At 55.0% G+C, this 17,663-nt stretch carries 16 protein-coding genes; 3 read left to right on the top strand and 13 right to left on the bottom strand.

Features of this window, described 5'->3' with window-relative positions:
* Window positions 1–9 precede the first annotated feature (9 nt).
* From AC3CB2_RS19145 to AC3CB2_RS19160, 4 genes are all read right to left on the bottom strand, one after another.
* Window positions 10–1,758 carry a SulP family inorganic anion transporter gene (locus AC3CB2_RS19145; protein ID WP_008548908.1) on the bottom strand — a complete coding sequence of 583 codons (1,749 nt, stop codon included), beginning with the start codon at window positions 1,756–1,758 and terminating at the stop codon, window positions 10–12.
* Window positions 1,759–1,848: 90 nt separating this feature from the next.
* Window positions 1,849–3,522: a bifunctional protein tyrosine phosphatase family protein/NAD(P)/FAD-dependent oxidoreductase gene (locus tag AC3CB2_RS19150; protein WP_352935646.1), complete on the bottom strand. Its 1,674-nt coding sequence runs from the start codon at window positions 3,520–3,522 to the stop codon at window positions 1,849–1,851.
* Window positions 3,523–3,549: 27 nt separating this feature from the next.
* Window positions 3,550–4,434, bottom strand: coding sequence for an MBL fold metallo-hydrolase (locus tag AC3CB2_RS19155; RefSeq protein WP_352935643.1), 885 nt, complete (start codon window positions 4,432–4,434; stop codon window positions 3,550–3,552).
* A gap of 149 nt (window positions 4,435–4,583) precedes the next feature.
* Window positions 4,584–4,796, bottom strand: a complete 213-nt coding sequence (locus AC3CB2_RS19160) for a YgaP family membrane protein (protein WP_008549161.1) — start codon at window positions 4,794–4,796, stop codon at window positions 4,584–4,586.
* 272 nt (window positions 4,797–5,068) lie between these two features.
* Here AC3CB2_RS19160 and AC3CB2_RS19165 point away from each other — a divergent pair, with 272 nt between their 5' ends.
* Entirely contained in the window at window positions 5,069–6,274 is a 1,206-nt protein-coding gene (locus AC3CB2_RS19165; RefSeq protein ID WP_352935640.1) for a glycosyltransferase family 29 protein, read from the top strand.
* An 8-nt stretch (window positions 6,275–6,282) separates the two neighbouring features.
* On the opposite strand, the gene AC3CB2_RS19170 is transcribed toward AC3CB2_RS19165, so the two are convergent.
* The 5 genes from AC3CB2_RS19170 to AC3CB2_RS19190 all read right to left on the bottom strand — a co-directional run bounded on the left by AC3CB2_RS19170 (window position 6,283) and on the right by AC3CB2_RS19190 (window position 12,368).
* Window positions 6,283–6,951 (bottom strand): Crp/Fnr family transcriptional regulator, encoded by a 669-nt coding sequence (locus AC3CB2_RS19170; RefSeq protein ID WP_352935637.1) that lies wholly within the window; start codon window positions 6,949–6,951, stop codon window positions 6,283–6,285.
* A 144-nt stretch (window positions 6,952–7,095) separates the two neighbouring features.
* Complete coding sequence (locus AC3CB2_RS19175; protein WP_352935634.1) at window positions 7,096–8,262, bottom strand: protein kinase domain-containing protein; 1,167 nt, start codon at window positions 8,260–8,262, stop codon at window positions 7,096–7,098.
* A gap of 155 nt (window positions 8,263–8,417) precedes the next feature.
* Window positions 8,418–10,031 carry a protein kinase domain-containing protein gene (locus tag AC3CB2_RS19180; RefSeq protein WP_352935631.1) on the bottom strand — a complete coding sequence of 538 codons (1,614 nt, stop codon included), beginning with the start codon at window positions 10,029–10,031 and terminating at the stop codon, window positions 8,418–8,420.
* Window positions 10,032–10,184: 153 nt separating this feature from the next.
* Window positions 10,185–10,958, bottom strand: coding sequence for a crotonase/enoyl-CoA hydratase family protein (locus AC3CB2_RS19185; RefSeq protein WP_352935628.1), 774 nt, complete (start codon window positions 10,956–10,958; stop codon window positions 10,185–10,187).
* A 534-nt stretch (window positions 10,959–11,492) separates the two neighbouring features.
* Window positions 11,493–12,368: a glycoside hydrolase family 18 protein gene (locus AC3CB2_RS19190; RefSeq protein ID WP_352935625.1), complete on the bottom strand. Its 876-nt coding sequence runs from the start codon at window positions 12,366–12,368 to the stop codon at window positions 11,493–11,495.
* A 287-nt stretch (window positions 12,369–12,655) separates the two neighbouring features.
* Here AC3CB2_RS19190 and AC3CB2_RS19195 point away from each other — a divergent pair, with 287 nt between their 5' ends.
* Window positions 12,656–13,678 carry a GSU2403 family nucleotidyltransferase fold protein gene (locus AC3CB2_RS19195; protein ID WP_083417320.1) on the top strand — a complete coding sequence of 341 codons (1,023 nt, stop codon included), beginning with the start codon at window positions 12,656–12,658 and terminating at the stop codon, window positions 13,676–13,678.
* Window positions 13,679–14,089: 411 nt separating this feature from the next.
* On the opposite strand, the gene AC3CB2_RS19200 is transcribed toward AC3CB2_RS19195, so the two are convergent.
* From AC3CB2_RS19200 to AC3CB2_RS19210, 3 genes are all read right to left on the bottom strand, one after another.
* The gene (locus AC3CB2_RS19200; RefSeq protein ID WP_352935623.1) at window positions 14,090–15,166 is read right to left on the bottom strand and encodes an alpha/beta hydrolase; all 1,077 of its coding nucleotides are present in this window, start codon (window positions 15,164–15,166) and stop codon (window positions 14,090–14,092) included.
* A 216-nt stretch (window positions 15,167–15,382) separates the two neighbouring features.
* Window positions 15,383–16,087, bottom strand: coding sequence for a DUF899 domain-containing protein (locus tag AC3CB2_RS19205; RefSeq protein ID WP_352935620.1), 705 nt, complete (start codon window positions 16,085–16,087; stop codon window positions 15,383–15,385).
* A gap of 15 nt (window positions 16,088–16,102) precedes the next feature.
* On the bottom strand, window positions 16,103–16,801 hold the full coding sequence (locus AC3CB2_RS19210; protein WP_352935617.1) for a glutathione S-transferase family protein: 699 nt from the start codon (window positions 16,799–16,801) through the stop codon (window positions 16,103–16,105).
* Window positions 16,802–16,914: 113 nt separating this feature from the next.
* On the opposite strand from AC3CB2_RS19210, the gene AC3CB2_RS19215 reads away from it, so the two are divergent.
* Window positions 16,915–17,274 (top strand): winged helix-turn-helix transcriptional regulator, encoded by a 360-nt coding sequence (locus tag AC3CB2_RS19215; protein ID WP_352935614.1) that lies wholly within the window; start codon window positions 16,915–16,917, stop codon window positions 17,272–17,274.
* A 10-nt stretch (window positions 17,275–17,284) separates the two neighbouring features.
* On the opposite strand, the gene AC3CB2_RS19220 is transcribed toward AC3CB2_RS19215, so the two are convergent.
* On the bottom strand, window positions 17,285–17,569 hold the full coding sequence (locus AC3CB2_RS19220) for a hypothetical protein (RefSeq protein WP_352935611.1): 285 nt from the start codon (window positions 17,567–17,569) through the stop codon (window positions 17,285–17,287).
* Between the last annotated feature and the right edge of the window lie 94 nt (window positions 17,570–17,663).

Here is a 17,663-nt window from a genome sequence, read left to right on the forward strand (position 1 = left end):
GGGGGTTAATCAGGCAGGAGCTTGAGCTGTTTGGCGGGTACAGACGGAAGCGAGTTCCTCTTGCGCTTGATATTGCGAGAGGAACACCCGGCCAGAGAGCTCATCCAGAAAATGCGAGCGTTGCAGACGATCCATCACCGGGCCTTTCACCTCAGAAAGGTGCAGCTGGATACCGGCATCCTGCAGGCGGTGGTTGATGGCTTCCAGAGATTCCAGAGCGCTGAAGTCTACCTCATTCACCGCAGAACATTGCAGCACCACATGCTTGAGGCAGTCATCATCCACCGCACGATCATAGATGTAATCCTCCAGAAAACGCGCGTTGGCGAAATAGAGACTCTCATCGATGCGGATGGTCAGCAGTTGCGGGCTGGTGAGCACCTCATGACGGTTGATATTGCGGAAGTGCTCAGTCCCTGGCACCAGACCAACCTCAGCAATGTGAGGCCGCGAGGTCTTGTAGAGGTAGAGCGCGATAGACAGGATCACGCCCGCAGACACACCGGTTTCTACCCCAAAACCAAGCGTCAGCAGAATGGTTGCAGCCACCGCTGAGAAGTCTGACTTAGAGTAGCTCCAGCTGTGCTTGAGGATGCTGAAGTCCACCAAGGACAGCACAGCCACAATGATGGTCGCCGCCAATGTTGCCTTGGGCAGGAAGAAGATGAGAGGCGTGAGGGAAACAGCCGCAATAGCCAGGCCAACCGCTGTGTAAGCGCCCGCCGCAGGTGTTTCGGCACCAGCATCAAAGTTCACCACAGAACGCGCAAACCCACCGGTTACCGGATAACCACCCGTGAAGGCCGCACCGATGTTGGCAGCGCCGAGGCCGATCAGCTCCTGATCCGGATCAATGCGCTGGCGCTTTTTGGCAGCAAGCGTTTGGGCAACAGAGACAGACTCCACAAAGCCGATGATGGAAATGAGCAGAGCTGGCACAAACAGAGCGCCGATCAACTCGCTGGAGAAGCTTGGCATGGTCAGCGGTGGCAGGCTTTGTGGCACAGAACCGACGATCTTTACGCCTGACTGATCGAGCCCGAAAATCCAGACAACTGCAGTTGTCACCACAACAGCACCCACTGGACCAGCTTTGGTGAGAACATCAGCAAGACGTGGCTTCAGTCCCATCTCCAGCAGCATAGGCTTCATGCCCTTGCGCACCCAGAACAGGAACAGCGTAGCGGACACACCAATCAGGAGCGTGGCTAGGTTCACCTCACCCAGATGCTCAAAGATGGATACCACAATCTCCACCAGCGTATGCCCTTTGGCATCCACGCCCAGAATATGCTTGAGCTGGCTGCTGGCGATCAGAACACCGGAGGCGGTGATGAAACCTGCGATCACGGGGTGGGAGAGGAAGTTGGCGAGGAAGCCGAGCTTGAACACACCCATCAGCAGCAAAATGCCGCCAGAGAGCATGGCAAGCGTCAGCGCGGCGATGGCGTAGCCGGCTGTTCCGCTTTCTGCGATCTGGCCAATGGCAGCGGCAGTCATCAGAGAAACAACAGCCACAGGGCCAACGGCCAAAGCGCGGCTGGTGCCAAAAATGGCGTAAAGAATAATCGGAAGGATGGATGCGTAGAGCCCCATTTCCGGTGGCAGACCGGCAAGCAGAGCGTAGGCAAGAGATTGCGGGATCAGCATGATCGTCACAATCACTGCAGCAATCATGTCATTGGAAAAACTGTCTTTATTATAGTTTCTGCCCCAATCGAAAACGGGCAGGTATCGCCGAAAGGCCGAGGAAAACATGGGTCTGCCTTCAAAGTGCTTTTGATTAATCCGGGGAAGAAGCTCCCCCGGATACATGATATTGATTCAGCAAAGGCTGCAACTTGTATTTTAGCTTGCGCTAACTTTCTCAGGCTTGATCATCCATTCCTTGCCGCGCAGCATCGCCCACCAGTAGACCGGTGGCAGGATCTGCTCTTTCAGGATCCACGCAGCACGAGTTGGTTTGGTGCCATCGAGCAGCCATGTGGGGAAGCTCGGCAGCAAAGTGCCGCCATACCCGAACTCGGCCAGAACGATCTTGCCCCGCTCAACGGTCAGCGGGCAGGAGCCATAGCCGTTGTACTGTGCAGATGGTGTCTTGCCTTCCACATCGGCCACAAGGTTTTCTGCAACAATCGGTGCCTGCATACGCGCAGCCGCTGCTGTCTTGGCATTTGGCGCGTTCATCACATCACCCAGTGACCAGATGTTGGTGTAGGTCTTGTGGCGCAGGGTGATGTGGTCAACATCCACCCAGCCTGCTGCATCAGCCAGTGGCGAGACGCGGATGAAATCCGGTGCGGACTGTGGAGGGCAGACATGGATCATGTCGAAGTCCACTTCCACCCGCTCCACCGGCGTATCCGGCTTGGCCACATCAAACCACGCTTTCTTCGCTGGCCCATCAATGGCAACCAGATTGTTGAAGAAGTTGAGGTTTGCGTCGTACAGATCAATGTACTTCTCCAGCGCAGGCACATACTCCTTCACGCCAAACAGAACACCACCAGCGTTGTGGAACTGGATGTCGATGTTCTTCAACACGCCTTGCTTGCGCCAGTAATCGCCTGAAAGATAAAGCGCTTTCTGCGGAGCACCAGCGCATTTGATCGGCATCGGCGGCTGGGTGAAGATCGCACGGCCCTCTTTCATGCCGCTGACCAGCTCCCAGGTGTAGGGCGCCAGATCGTAGCGGTAGTTGGAGGTTACGCCGTGCTTGCCAAGCGTGGACACAAGACCTTCCACCTTGTGCCAGTCCAGCTTCAGACCGGGGCACACCACAAGGCGATCGTATTTCACGACACGGCAGCCATCCAGAATGACCGCGTTGTCTTGCGGTTCAAACGCGGCCACCGCAGATTTGAGCCAGTGCACGCCTCGCGGTATCAGGGAGCCCATGGTTTTGGCGGTCTGGGAGGCTTTAAAGACGCCACCGCCAACCATGGTCCAACCCGGCTGATAATAATGAATATCAGCAGGATCAATAACAGCGATATCAAGATCGCTCTTTCGGGATTTCAGGCTGGCTGCCACGGCGATGCCCGCGGCTCCGCCACCAACAATCACAACGTCATAGGACGCATCCGCGCGATCTGTCGGGGTTCTGCCGCCATTGGCAATGCGGCGCACAACGCCTGCCATGTCATAGCCAGCAGATTTGGTCGCTGCCAGAATGTCAGCCACGGTCATCGTCTCAGCCTGACTGAGAGACCAAAGGGTGGCGCAGCGTGTGCCAGTGCGGCAGTAGGCCAGCACAGGGCGCGGAATTTCGTTCATGGCCTTGCCAAAGGCCTCGGCATCTTCATCAGACACCTTGCCGGAGATCACCGGCAGATAGCGAGTTTCCAAACCCAGCTTTTTCGCCGCTGCTTCAATCTCGTCAAACACCGGCTGGTCTGCACCTTCCCCATCCGGGCGGTTACAAACAATACTGCGGAAGCCCAGGTCCGCAATTTTCTGAACGTCTTGCGCAGTGATCTGCGGACAGACAGAAAGTGATGAGCTGATACTCTTGATATCCATGATGTTTCCCCTCCTCACATCATCAGATCAAAGTGCGTTGACTGGCACTTTAAGCATTGGAACACCGTCCTCATCGGTCGGCACTTCGCCTGCACGCATGTTCACCTGCAAGGAAGGAATGATCAGTTTCGGCACATCCAGCTGCGCATCACGTTCTGTACGGAACTTGATGAAGTCCTCACGTGAATGGCCTTTGCCAACATGGATGTTGTGCTCTTTCTCATCACCGACGCTGGTTTCCCACGCGATGTCGCGGCCATTGGGGCCGTAGTCGTGGCACATGAACAGACGCATTTTGTCTGGCAGTGTCAGCACTTTCTGAATGCTGTCGTAGAGCGTTCCAGCATCACCACCCGGGAAGTCTGCACGGGCAGAACCGCCATCTGGCATAAACAGGGTGTCACCTGCAAAAGCAGCATTACCGATCACGTGCACCATACAGGCTGGTGTGTGGCCCGGCGTGTGAATTGCAAACGCGGTCATGGTGCCGATCTGATAGCTGTCACCGTCCTTGAACAGCTTGTCAAACTGGCTTCCATCGCGCTGGAATTCGGTTCCTTCATTAAACACCTTGCCAAAGGTGTCCTGAACCACAATGATGTGCTCACCAATGCCGATCTTACCGCCCAGCTTTTGCTGAATGTAAGGCGCAGCAGAAAGGTGATCCGCATGTACGTGGGTTTCAATCAACCACTCAACAGTGAGGTTGTTGTCCTGCACGTATTTGATGATTTCATCTGCATTGTCATAGGTGATGCGGCCCGCTGCATAGTTGATATCCATGACGGAATCCACGATGGCAACGGACGACGAGGCAGGGTCTTTCACAACATAGCTGATCGTGTGTGTGGCCGGGTCAAAAAAGGCCTTCACTTCAGGCTCGACAGCCATGTTTACGGGGTAGTTAGTCATAACTTCCTCAATAAGTTAACATGTGCGCAGTGGCGGTCGATGGTACGTGCACCAAAGTTGTTTTCGTGTTCGACCGCCTGCACAGCCGCCTAAGCTTTTCTTATTATAATTTTTTGTCGGAAATCAGTTTGCGATCTCCGCGGGCAAGCTTAAACGCGGCAGGTTTTAATTCCGAAAATGGAGTAGAGCGGACAAATCCGCACAACGGAAACCAGCAGCATTACGATGCCGACAATGATTGCGCCATAGAAGAAAAGTGGCTGCGCAAACAAAGAAATTGTGGTTGACAGCGGCAGTGCAATCAGCACGACACCGATGATAAAACGAAGAATGCGATCAATAGTTCCAACGTTAGCCGTCATAGTCTCGTCCTCCAGGTACGTGGCTCAACGGATAACGAGTCTTTTCTATCGCTTCAGTGACGAAGTCACCAAACTCCGCCTCAATCGCTGCTTTTTGTAGAAGCACCTTAAAAATCAACGCGAAATGCCTACAGCTCATAATGCCAGCTGCCCATCCCAGAACAATCCGTAGGTTTCAGAGATACGTTTTCTGGCTAGCATGGCGGCGAAGGTTGCATGCGCGGTACGCGCTGTGACCCGGAATGTGGGCCAGAAAGCAGTTGGGGTTCCAGTTGACCGAAGTTTCCGTCACGAACAAAGATTTTTACACGCAGCTTCATAAATCCAACCCCGGTTATGGTACATCCTCGTCCTACCTGATGGACGTGATCCTGCCACTGGCCGCTGATCTCAAGCCAGCAAGAATTCTCGACTATGGCTGCGGCAAAAGCTCGTTGGTAGAAGAGCTTGCTGCTCAGCTTGGCTGTGCCTCCCACCGCTATGATCCCTGCATTCCCGAATACAGCACGCCTCCCGAAGGAGCGTTTGATCTTGTGCTGAACACCGATGTGCTGGAGCATGTGCCGGAGACGGAGCTGGATGCTGTACTGGCCGACATTCGCGCTAAATCAGAGAATGTGATCTTCCATATCCCGACACTCTACGCCACAGCTTTGCTGGCCGATGGCTCCAACGCGCATTGCACTGTGCACTCGTCCGTATGGTGGCAGGAGAAACTTGCCCAGCATTTCCCTTATGTTGAGGTCTTGCGCAGCATCAACAACGACCAGCAGTTCTATGTCACCTGGGATGTTTCGGCTGAGGCACGACAGAACCTGAAGATGGTGTACCGCCAACGCAGGCGGGCGCACTCTGTTGCCAAACGCAAGCACATCCTACGTATGTTGCGCATGCGCTTGCTGAGAGGCCATGTTCCGAAACACGAACTGCAGAATGACATTGCCGGTAAACGCATAGCCGTGGTTGGCAACGCGCAATCATTGTGCGCGAAGGATTACGGGCCGGAGATTGATCAGCATGACATCGTTATCCGGATCAATCGCGGTGCAATCCCGCACATCAAAAGCCACGGCCAGAAGCTGTCATGGGTGGCAACCAGCCTCGATATTCCCAAAAGCTTTGTCTATAGCCAGCGGACACAGCGGGTCATTTGGACACCGGCAGAACGCAGCTTCTCCCTGCCTCATTGGCTCGCCAAACACAGCGACATTGTCTACCTGCTAAAGACAGCGGAACTGAAGCGCTATCACGCCCGAACCGAGAAAAAACCCAGCACAGGCTTCCGGTTGCTGTGCTTGTTGGAGGAGTTGGGCGGTTACAAGCAGATAGATATCTACGGCTTTGATTTCTTCGCCTCGCCCACAAACACCAATCACATCGAGCCCGAAAAAGCACGGTCCGATCATGACTATGATCGCGAGAACCATGAAATCCAAAAATGGATGGCGCGCGATCCGAGGGTTACTCTCAAGAGCTAAGCGTCAGATCACGCCTTTGCCAGAACTTCCAGTCCTAAGCGATCGATGATTTCGATGGTGCCGCGGGATTGGGTGATCCAGTCGCGGCGTTGGAACTCTCGCAGCTGGCGGGAGACGACTTCGCGGGCGGTGCCTAGTTCGGCGGCCATTTGCTGGTGGGTGGTGGCGACCTGAGTGCCGCTGCCTGCAAGCTCCAGCAGTTTCTGGGCGAGGCGAATATCCATGCGCTGGAAGGCGATTTCCTCAATCACCAGAAACAGGTCCGTGATGCGCTTGGAGTACGCTGAGAACACGAAGCGGCGGAAGGTTTCGGATTGCGCGATGAGATCATCAAACACCATGCGCGGAATGGCGACAGCCTGTGTGTCCGTTTCCGCGATGCCTTCTGCGGAGTAATCCTCGTAGGCCAGCAGGCATGCCGTGGTCAGCACACAGCTTTCGCCCGCATGCACACGGTAAAGAATGATCTCGCGTCCGCCTTCAGAGAGTTGCTGCACGCGCACGGAACCAGATAGCAAAAGAAGCAGGTTTTCCGGGGCCTTACCGGGGCCAAAGATGACGGTACCAGCAGGGACAGAAACGATGGTGCTGCGGTTGACCAGAATTTCTCTGATGTGATTTTCCAGTTTGGAAAGGCCTTGGAACCGATCGATCCAGTTGGCTGCAGCAGTTGTCATGATCCCCTCCCGAGACGCCCTCAAAAATGCGTGCTTCTTTGGCATAGTGCATAAAAGCGTTTAGCGCAATCAGGGCCTTTGACAGAAGAATAATCTAACGACCAACCTCAGGTAACTACTTTCAGGAATAAATTTTCAAACCGCCTATTCGGGACGCTCGCCAACAACTCCAAGCGCTTCTTCTGCAGAAAGGCGCTCTTCTGGTGAGAGCTTCAGCAGGCCTTTGATCGCACCCTTGATGTTTTCAGGCGTGCCATTCAGCCGCGCCTCCAGCTTTTCATCCAGTTCGGACTGGTCGGTGCTGCTGCCACTGCGGAACTCCTGCAGCTCCTCAATCAGTTCCTGCTGCGCGTTCTTGCCTGCTGCCGCTGCCACCAACACAAGGCCGCCTGCCCAAGAATCCACTTTGGAGGAGAGTTCCGCCCCATCAACAAAGCGCTCGGGTGGTTGGTTGTTGGGTGTACCGCCGATCTCCAGCTCAAAATGCTGGCCGTCTTCACAATCTGCTGCAACCCCTTCATGCGCTGTTGCACAGTCAAAGCTGGTGATCACCGGTGAGGTGTCTTCGTCTTCACGAAACTGGATGGTGTCGGTGCTCAAATCCTGATGGAAGATGTTACGCTTTTGAAGAAACGCGACGCCGGCAAGCAAGCCACCAGCAAAGTCATTCAGCGGCTCTTCGTCCATGCCTTTGTCTTCCGGCAGGCGATCATCGAGCGAGCCACCGTTCAGCTTCTCGCGAATAACAAAAGGCTCACCAAACTCGGTGAGGCCAGCGCCTTTCAGCTTCAGGATGTTTTCGCTGCCAGGCGCCTCGTCAAACTCACCAAGCGCGGTGAGGATCTTGGCCTCATGCACCAGCAGCTCAGCCCCCACAAAGGTTGGCGGAGAATCCGGTCCTGCGGCGTAAGCATTGGGGCGTTTGATCACCGCATTTTCCATATGCGGATAGTCCTGCACCACACCGGAGGCATCATAGGACAACACGTTTTCAGCATTGGCTGCACCGCCCGTAATCGGCGGGCTCACCTTGCCGGTAACATCCACGGCATGCTCTTCAGAGATGCTGAACATGTTGCCATAAGGCTGCTTGCCACCATTGGTGTTACCGGGCTGGAAAGCGGTGGGCACAGAGCTGGGCTCAATCACCATGCTGCCATCTGGCTTGTTCTGCACTCTGATTGGGCTGTCATCAGGAGGGGTTTCGCGAGGTTCACCGCGCACGCTGCCGCCCGCTCCGGAGGGATCCGGCGGAAGGTCGATACTGAGCACTTTGGCGACGGCGTTGAGCCACTGGTCATAATCAGCCATTGTCACCTCCGGGAACTTCACCGGCCTTGCGAACCACTCGAGATCTCCTCTTCTCAGCCTGCCGTGAAGGGAAGTATCGTTGTTCACCCATGCGCTGAAAAGCAAACAGCCAAAACAGCGTGTAAGCGGACCTACCAAAATCATGAGAATTGCAGCTACTGCTGCTCCTCCTCGGGCTCATCCTCAATCAACGCCAGTGCTTGCTCCGCGGTCATACGCTCATTGAGATCCACCTTCAGCAAGCCCTTGATCACTGCCTGAATGTTTGGCGGCACATTGGCGATGCGGGGCTCCAGAAAGGCATCGTAGACACCCTGGTCTCTTTGCCCGTCTTGCGCACGAAACGCTGCCGTTTCATCGAGAAATTCCTGCCGTCCATCGTTACCGATTGCCGCTTGCAACAGCAAAATGCCACCATTCCAAGAGTCGATTTTGCCAGTTGCCTGCCCGTTGGCATCATAAACTTCCGGCGGCTGAATGTCTGGAGAACCACCTCTTCTATAGCGATAGTCCCGGCCATTCTCGTTGTCAGATGCAATGCCTTCATGGGCGGAGGCTGTGTCAAAATCACTGATCACCGGCACAGTGCTCTCATTGTCACGGAACAGAATGTTATCCGCCTTCAAGTCCTGATGGATGATGTTCCGCTTTTGCAAAAACGCCATACCGGAGAGCACGCCTTTTGCAAAATCATTCAGTTGAGGCTCTTCCAGACCGCGATCATCAGGAATGCGATTTGCCAGCGTGCCACCGTTCATCTCCTCCATAATCAGGAACGGTTCGCCAAACTGCGAGATACCCGAGCCGCGATACTCGATGATGTTTTCAGCTCCCTTGGCATCCTTAAAGTGCGAGAGGGCCGTGAGGATTTTGGTCTCATGGACCACTTGGTCGGCACCGATAAACTGCAAGGAGCCATCTCCGTTTTTCATCGCATGGCACCGCTTGATCACGGAGTCTTCGATATCCGGAAACTTCTGCAGGTAGCCCGTCGCCCCCGTGGCAAACACGCTTTGCAGGCGATCGTTCTCTATCTGATTGGGCGGCGTAATCAGTCCTTCGATGTTCATCGAATGCTGTGTGGGCTCATAAGTCACCTTATCAGGCTGCCCACGCCGGCGTTGACGCCTTGCTTTGATGGTTGCAGGCACGGATCTGCGATCAATCACCATGGTGCCATCATTGCGGCGGTTGACACGGATTGGACTGCCGGCCTGCGGCATCTCGTTGTAAACACGAGGCTGAGGCGGTTGCTCCCCATCACCCGGCTGCGGGTCATGCTGATGCAACTCACGATGCTCGGGCAGTTCCAGCTCCTCAAACTCCTCGTCCTCCATATTCTCGTGCTCGCCCGCTTCATAAGGTGGCGGAGGATCGTAAGGCGGTGGGGCCTCGAACGGGATTTCAGGTTGCCGCAGGTCTATACCACGTTGCTCAATGCCCCGCTCAATATCGCGCTCGTCCTCATCATCTCCAAGCGCCAGAAACTCACCCCGCTCTTCAATGACACGACCTTGCTGATCATGCGTTGCCCGCTGCTCGATGCCTTCCTCGATATTTTCCTGCTCTTCATCCTCAACGATGGCCATGAACTCGCCGCGCTCTTCCTCAGGCCCATCGACAATCATAGGCTCGACGTCATTGTCACCCTGAGGCGGGATCTCACCCAGACGAACATTCAGCGCCCGTTCCACGGCATCCAGCCATTGCTCTTGCTCTGGCGGCAGGTTTTCCTGATTTCCAGCGGGGTTTTGAGGTTGAGCAGGCACGGCGTTCCTCCCACAATCGGTCCTGAGAGACATATTGTGTCATGCTAAGAGAAACGCTTTCCGTTAAGTAATGCTTGTTTGAGTTTAGGTGTAAGCAGGCTTAGCTCAGCCCGCAAAATTGCAGTATGCCCGTTTACTTTTGCTCAACGCACATCAGCTTTCCACGCCTGCCCCATGGCGCCCTTTGCCGTGGCTGAAAGCCGTTGCGCCGGAAACAGTCTCTCCGCTAGAAATGACCGAAAGCCCACGTCGCATTTCATTTTTGATGGCCTCAGCCTCTGTCATGTCCCATTGCTCAAACATGGAAAGTCGGTCGCTACGCATGCACATTTGCGGAAACTGCGCGATCTGCGTGGCAAGCTCCTTTGCTTTAGAGAGCGCCTCACCATCTTCCACGAGCCGGTTGACGAGACCAAAGGCAACCGCTTCCTCCCCGCTCACACTACGCCCTGTCAGGATCATATCCGCGGCACGGGACTGGCCGATCAGGCGCGGAAGACGAATAGTGCCCATATCAATCAGCGGCACTCCAAACCGGCGACAATAAACGCCAAACACTGCTGATCTTCCCGCAACACGCATATCCGCCCAGAGCGCCAGCTCCAGCCCGCCAGCCACCGCATGGCCTTCAATAGCCGCAATCATGGGCTTGGAGAGCCGCATGCGGGAGGGACCCATCGGAGCGAAGTCACCTTCTTCTTTCAAGATGTTGAGGTTGCCTTCAGAGATCGCTTTCAGGTCAGCGCCTGCACAGAATGTGCCTTCAGATCCAGTGAACACGGCAACGGAAAGGCTATCATCCTGATCAAAACGGGTGAAGGCATCCACCAGCAGCTGCGCCGTCTCTCCATCCACCGCATTGCGCCGCTCGGGCCGGTCCAGCGTGATGATCGCCGTCGTCCCCTCAAACTCAAAATGAACCGCCATTATCCCCTCCCCTAAAATGCACGGAGAAGCCTAGCAGAACTTCACAAGCCCCGTCAGCCATTCAAAGGTGGAGTTCTAATCCTTCCGACGATTATGGGGAATTTGCTCCCTAGGCTTTCTCCGGAAGATGCGCCCAAGCACGACATCCAGTGTCTTCTCAAGAGCAAAGAAGCCAGCACCTGCTGCCAGTATTATTAGGACAGGAAGGCGTGTGAGGGCGTAGATGCATTCCCCAATAAAGAGGAGCCAACCAAGCACACCTGTAACAATAAGCGTTTTACTCGGCCTCTTCTTTCCACCATCGCTCTCCAAAAGCTTTCTCCCTGTTCACCGCATAAATAATATTTGGCGAGGTAAGAAGAAATTACAAGCATAGGTAGATATGACATGCGATGCAGCGGGTGGTGCTGGGAGAAGCAGTCATCCAGAAACGGTATAGACACTTCCAAGCCAAACTGTCTATACCAACCCTTTGTAGAACCCTCGGCGGTTTCAGAACTGCGCTCACCTGAGGCAAGCGCAGTCCAACGCATCTTACAAGCTGAAGGACGCCAGAGCGCTTGGAGAGGTCGCGTTGACCAGAGAGAAGGCCTGCTTAGCGAGCTCAGACTGCGTCAGTTGCGCTTTCTCCCGCGCCTGATCCACGTTCATGTCTTTTTCAACGTTAGCGGCAGCCTCAGAAACGACAGATTCTGCTGGCTGAGACAACCCAGCAATCTTCTCATCGCGGATCGCACCAATCTTGTTGTAAGCCTGATCAAGTGCACCTTGCCAGTTAGCAAAGGCTTCTCCCAGAACACTTACAACGCTTTCAGCATCATCCCCCTCAAGCATCTCGGAGAAATCAAAGGTAAGGATATTTACCCCGGCCAAGCCTGCATTCTCAGCAGCTTCCCCTTGAAGAACCCAAGTCTGCAAGCCAGTTAAGTCGTTTGGCTCACCATCCGTGCTGCCTGGCAGAATATCTACCAGCGCGTTGAGAAGTTCTTCATCCTTGAGAAAGGGATTGGCTGGATTAAACTCGATGCCATTCGCAAGCAGGCTGTTGACGCCTTCTTGAAAATTCTCGAGGTGATCCGCAAGCTCTGAATAGTTTCCATTATTTTCCGCAAGTGATGTGTTCATCGCGGTAAATGCAGCACGAACTGGGGCAAGCTCAAACTGAAGTTCCGCAGCATGATACTTGAGCGTCATCTCGGCCAGCACATTTCTGGTTTCTTCAGAAATCAGGCTATCCGAAGTTCCTTCACCCATTGCAACAGGCTTAAAGTCAATCCCTGTTGCATTCTCTCGAAGAATCTTGAGGCCCTCCTCCGCATCTTGCTGAACCGCAGAGGAGTTGGGTGTCTGCGTGGGGTTTTGCGCCTCAAAAAGCTGGACACTACTATTATTTAAACCAACAGAATTCATGTTTCTGTCCCTTTCTGGAAACAACGGGACATCTCGGCTAATCCGAGTCTGCAGAATAGCCTCATGCTCTTTCATCGAAAGTCTGCAGCAAACCTGATAACGAAATCCATTTCTAAGAAAACGACGTAATCAAAGGTGCAGGTATTCTATCATAATACATGCATTAATCACATGAATTCTCATAAGCCATGCAATATGTTACTTGAGAAAATCGATTCCTGCTACACTGTTCTGGGCACTTAATCGCGGTATAGACATTTTCAAATTAAACTGTCTATACTACTCCCATGACAGATCTTCCTCTCGCTTATCAAAACCTCGCTGCGGATTACATTCAGAAAACGCATGATGATAGCAGGGCTCTTCGGGGCTCGGTTTATCAGCAAGCGAAGGGGAATGTTGAGAACGTCTTCGTCAAAATGCCCGTGGGTGCCGGACGCAAGAGCCTCTATGTGGGGCCAGCTTTGCAGCCGGAAACGCAGGCCAAAGTGGAGCGGATCAAACAGGCCAGCGAGCGTGCCCGTGCACGCCGTAAAGACTTGAGCGTGCTGAACAAAGTTGGCGTGCTTTCCACCCACAGTTATGCCGGGCGTGTGCTGGATGCCATGGCCTATCACGGTCTGTTCCGCAATGGCGCCATTCTGGTGGGCACGCTGGCTTATCAATGCTACCCGCTGCTGTTGGGCTGCACGCTGCCCTCCACTCAGCTGGCGACAGACGACGCAGATCTCGTGGCCGCCTCACTGGCGATCAAAGCGGATGAAGGCATTGATATGCTCTCCATCCTGAAGGATGCCGACCCCACATTCGAGCCTATTCCGGAGTTGGATGGGCGCGCTAAATCCTCGCGCTTTCGCTCTGGCATCGGCTTTGTGGTGGATCTGCTCACGCCAACACGCAAACGCGGCGAAAAACAGCCACTGGAGCTGCAAGGGTTAGATGCTGGTGCTATGAGCCTGCAGTATCTGGCATGGCTGATCGACGATGCTTCCCCCGCTGCTCTGCCTTACGGCGCAGGCATTCCGGTGTTCGTGCCGCGTCCGGCCCGCTACGCCGTGCACAAGCTCATCCTCTCACAAAAGCGGACGCATACGGCCACCAAGGTCACCAAGGACCTAGCTCAGGCTAAGGCACTGATTGAGGTACTGGAACAAGCCTGCCCCGGCCTGATCGGCGACGAACTGCTGGACGCACAATCTCAAGGCAAACAAGGCTGGAGCGATCCCATCGCCAAAGCCCTCAAAGCCCTCTGGCCCGACGGCTCCTGGCGGGACCGCCCCGAATTTGAAGAGTTTGCCGAGGGTGTATAGCTTGTCCCAGCAACATTCAGGGGGCTGGAAGACCGGCAGGTTTCTTGAAGGACTAGGGAAGACAGGGTATATTAGAGAGACTAGGAGCGGGAAGCCTCAACTCCCCGCCCCAGTTGTTAGGTTACTTTAATGATGGCCCGGAACCAGAGTACCAGTCTGTTTCGGGCCTTCCTTATTTTGAGTTTCAATTCAAACCTCACCTAACCACCACCTCCTTTGACCAGGCTTTGCTACTGTCGGAGTGCCTAACCTCTCCGATTGCACGGACTGGCGCGTGCTGCTGCTTTGCAAAGGGGTGGTATTGGTGAGCGTATGCTGACCGGAACAGACCAGCAACATCATGATTTATCTAGACTATTTTCAATGGCGAGATTTCAACTCTGAAACCCAATAGTATTGCGAGGCTCCACCTCACCCCGCCTCAGCCACGCTGGCGTGTTTTTGGAGGAAGGCGTGGAAGAGGTGATCGAACTCTTTGGGCTTTTCGATGTAGGCGGTGTGGCCGCAGCTGGGGATGGTGTGGCGCTCGGTGGTGCCGCCGGTTTGCTCGTAATGGTCGAGCGCGTTGGAGGTTTGGGTGACCATGGGCTGCGGCGGGAAGACGGCTTCTCCCGGCCAGCTGGGCAGGAAGCCCAGTTTGCCCAGTGAGCCGAGGTCGAACATGGAAGCATCAGAGACCACCAAATCATCTGCTCCATGCACCCACAACATGGGCGGTTTCACCGGAACCCGGCAAAAACCCAGCGGATCAGCCTGCCGGTTGGGGGCGAGTGCGTTGATGCTGCCGAAGTTGCCCGGCGCGACCCCCGGCCAGTTGGCGGAGGGGATCACATCTCCCGGATAGGATTTGTCGCCGGTATGCTGGGCGAAAACGGTGGCCATGTAGTCGGCGATCCGCTTAGGCTGAAAGGGTGGCTTCCAGACAAACGTGTTCAGGATGTTGCGCGGAGAAAAATCACTGTCTGTGCTGGTATCCTGCGACATCAGCAGCTTCACGAACTCCGGGTTTACTGCTGCCGCGCCACTGCCTGCACCATCTTCAAAGCACGGTGTTCCATCGGCGCTAGAGCAGCCGAAACCGTAGGGAGAAGACGGGCTCACCTGCGTGAGGGAGAGCACACGCTGCGGGTAATCGGCGAGGAACTGCCAGAGCACACCGCCGCCAAGGGAATGCCCCACCATATGCGCGGCTTTCACGCCCAACTCATCCATCAGCGCGGCCAAATCATCCGAGAAGTCCTTGGTGCCACGCGTGGCGTCCACCAGTGCAGCCGGGTCAGCGCCGCCATACCCGCGCAAGTCTGGCGCAATGGCGCGGAAGATGTTCGGCAGGCGCAGCATGGTCTCTTCAAACCATGTGGCGGCGGAAAGGTTGCCATGAACGAAGATGATCGGCACGCCGTCCTCAGGGCCGGAAAACAGAACCCGTGTTTTCAACCGAGCCGATTGAACCATTCGCGCGTCCAGAAGTGTTGGAATCTCAATCATATTCACCCCAAATCTTTGCGCGCGTCTCGCTCAAAACTCAAATATTGACTGGGTAAAACACGCAGGTATCGCTTAAAGCAGTTTGGTTGCGGCCCTATAAAAGCAAACCGCCTCAAATATTTAAAATTTTAGGAATGATGAAGGGATGGATGCGCTGCTGTCAAGCTTATGAGGCGTGCAGACAAAGGGAAGCTTTGCCTGCACACACCGCAGAGCCTAGTAAGCGTCGTGGTGGCGGACCCATGCCATCGGGTTGCCAGAGGTTGGCTCATTGCGCCCCATCGGCGTCAGGTCCATGAAGGTGTACGCTGCGTTAGTGCTGTCGAGGCCGCGGCTATAGGCGGAGTAGGTGTGATAGATCGTGCCATCCTCCCCTTTCGCGAACACGCTGACGCCCGGCATTTCATCATGAGGCGCTTTCTCCAACTGGCGGAAGTTGTAGATGATGGGCTCATCTGCTGGCATGTCCTCCGGAAAGCCTACATCAAAGTCTCGGTTGAACGAAGTGCCATTTGAGGAGACCCAGGTGAAGTCCCAGTCCATCCGCTCTTTGAACGGCGTGATCATAGACATAGGCGCGCTGGAGACCGCGGCAAAGGCGATATCCCGGGCGGCCAGATGCGGATCGAGGCCATTGAAGCCATCAGCCCAGAACGAGCAACTGACGCAGCCCGCCTTCCATTTGGGGCCAAACATGAAGTGATAGATGATGAGTTGGTCACGCCCCTCAAACAGATCTTCGAGGGGCACCTTACCCTTATCACTCTGGAATACATAGGATTTTTCCAGCGCAACCCATGGCAGGGATTGGCGGAGGCGGGTGATCTCATCTTTTCTGCGGGTCAGTTCTTTTTCCTGCTCCAGCAAGGCTTTGCGGGCAGAAAGCCAGTCTTCTCGTGATGCAATCAGTGTCGGTTTCATTGCAGTCATCTCCTGTTAATGCGCTGGTTGCGGTGCCTGCCAATGGGTCGGCATGGTCGCCTCTACACGCGGGTCCTCGTTCAGCCGTGCTTTCCACGCCGCCACAAAGGGGTAGAGGTCCGGCGGATGCCCAAATCCGAGGGAGACCATCAGGTCGGGCTTTGTCTCCACGGCCCGCTGGATGAGCCTGACTTCAGGAAACGCGATGGCATCAGCCGCGCTTGGCTCATCACCGCACAGATACGCCCTGCCGTCGGAGAGGATGCCTTCCAGATAGCGACACTCTGCGTGGGCGAGCTCAGCGGCGGCGGTCAGCTGCCTCGCCGCATCACTGCCTGCCTCTGGCGTGCTGCCATCTCCGGCAAACACGGGCACAAGCAGTTGCCGGTTGGCTTCCCGCAGGTAGTCGCAGCACTCCATCGTCAGTTGCCAGATCTCGGCAGCCGCCTCTGGCGTGTCGCCAAACAGCGGCCTTTCAGGATAAGCACGATCGAGCCAGGCGAGGATCGCGATGGAATCCCGCAGCACCCCATGGTCGCTGGTCAGCACCGGCACGGTTGCGCGTGGGTTGAGCGCCGTGAATTCCGGTTGCTTATGTTCTTTTTCAGAGGCTTTTAAGTAAATGACGTCAGCAGAAAGTCCTTTAAAGGCGAGACCCAATAAAACCCGCCAGCCACGAGGAGCTCCACTGATCGTGTACAATGATAAAACCATCTTATTTCTCCCGTTTGCTATGGGGAGAAAGATAGACCTGTGGTATTATAGAGCAAGAAGGCAGTTTTTTCGTAGATAGTACGGAAAACAATACTATTGAGGACTTGTCCCCAATGACAATCGCAGAGAAAACAACTGAACCGGAATGCCAACCTACTGAAACTGAAGAGCTTTGCCCGATGCCGGATATCGCTCAGCTCATCGGCGGCAAGTGGAAACTGATTGTCCTGCAAATTTTGATTTTCAAGGGCACCAAGCGCTTCAACGAGCTGAGGCGGATGATTGACGGGGTCACCCAGACCATGCTGACCAGCCAGCTTCGTGCCCTGGAGCGGGACGGATTGGTGTCTCGGAAGATCTACGCAGAGGTGCCACCACGCGTGGAGTACTCCGCAACTGAGCGTGCCATAGCCCTGACAGATATGTTCCACGCCATGCACAAGTGGTGGGTGGAAACCGGAGAGCAGAAGTAAGCGACACGGATTATCCAGCGCCGTTCTTCGCTTTAGCGAGCTCCTGAATTTCCAGCAGCACCTTCACGGCCAGCTTGCGGCTGGTGACGCTGAGCTGCCGTTGCCATGCATCCTCATGGCGAGACCAGCGGAAGGCATGGTTCTTCAAGATACGGCAGATATCCTCGCCTGGCTGCTCATCAAAAATAAACTGAATGCGATTGATGCGCGGTTGCTCTCTCACCACCAGCCCGGGCACACGAATGCTGCTTGATTCAATCTGTTGCTGTTGTTGCCGAGGGTTGTTCTGGGTCATTGCCTCGATCCTTTTTCAAATGCTTTGCCTCATCTCGCAAAAGCGGGTGTCAGCGGGCAGGCAGGATGGGATGCCCGTATGCCCGCTGACGGCC

It is taken from the genome of Pseudovibrio sp. SCP20 (assembly GCF_057774105.1).

What these genes read in the sequence shown, in the direction of transcription:
- AC3CB2_RS19155 (WP_352935643.1), bottom strand. Translation starts at nt 4,434, where the DNA reads ATGACTAACTACCCCGTAAACATGGCTGTCGAGCCTGAAGTGAAGGCC.
- AC3CB2_RS19210 (WP_352935617.1), bottom strand. Translation starts at nt 16,801, where the DNA reads ATGGTTTTATCATTGTACACGATCAGTGGAGCTCCTCGTGGCTGGCGG.
- AC3CB2_RS19175 (WP_352935634.1), bottom strand. Translation starts at nt 8,262, where the DNA reads ATGGCTGATTATGACCAGTGGCTCAACGCCGTCGCCAAAGTGCTCAGT.
- AC3CB2_RS19215 (WP_352935614.1), top strand. Translation starts at nt 16,915, where the DNA reads ATGACAATCGCAGAGAAAACAACTGAACCGGAATGCCAACCTACTGAA.
- AC3CB2_RS19145 (WP_008548908.1), bottom strand. Translation starts at nt 1,758, where the DNA reads ATGTTTTCCTCGGCCTTTCGGCGATACCTGCCCGTTTTCGATTGGGGC.
- AC3CB2_RS19205 (WP_352935620.1), bottom strand. Translation starts at nt 16,087, where the DNA reads ATGAAACCGACACTGATTGCATCACGAGAAGACTGGCTTTCTGCCCGC.
- AC3CB2_RS19160 (WP_008549161.1), bottom strand. Translation starts at nt 4,796, where the DNA reads ATGACGGCTAACGTTGGAACTATTGATCGCATTCTTCGTTTTATCATC.
- AC3CB2_RS19195 (WP_083417320.1), top strand. Translation starts at nt 12,656, where the DNA reads ATGACAGATCTTCCTCTCGCTTATCAAAACCTCGCTGCGGATTACATT.
- AC3CB2_RS19220 (WP_352935611.1), bottom strand. Translation starts at nt 17,569, where the DNA reads ATGACCCAGAACAACCCTCGGCAACAACAGCAACAGATTGAATCAAGC.
- AC3CB2_RS19185 (WP_352935628.1), bottom strand. Translation starts at nt 10,958, where the DNA reads ATGGCGGTTCATTTTGAGTTTGAGGGGACGACGGCGATCATCACGCTG.
- AC3CB2_RS19150 (WP_352935646.1), bottom strand. Translation starts at nt 3,522, where the DNA reads ATGGATATCAAGAGTATCAGCTCATCACTTTCTGTCTGTCCGCAGATC.
- AC3CB2_RS19190 (WP_352935625.1), bottom strand. Translation starts at nt 12,368, where the DNA reads ATGAATTCTGTTGGTTTAAATAATAGTAGTGTCCAGCTTTTTGAGGCG.
- AC3CB2_RS19170 (WP_352935637.1), bottom strand. Translation starts at nt 6,951, where the DNA reads ATGACAACTGCTGCAGCCAACTGGATCGATCGGTTCCAAGGCCTTTCC.
- AC3CB2_RS19200 (WP_352935623.1), bottom strand. Translation starts at nt 15,166, where the DNA reads ATGATTGAGATTCCAACACTTCTGGACGCGCGAATGGTTCAATCGGCT.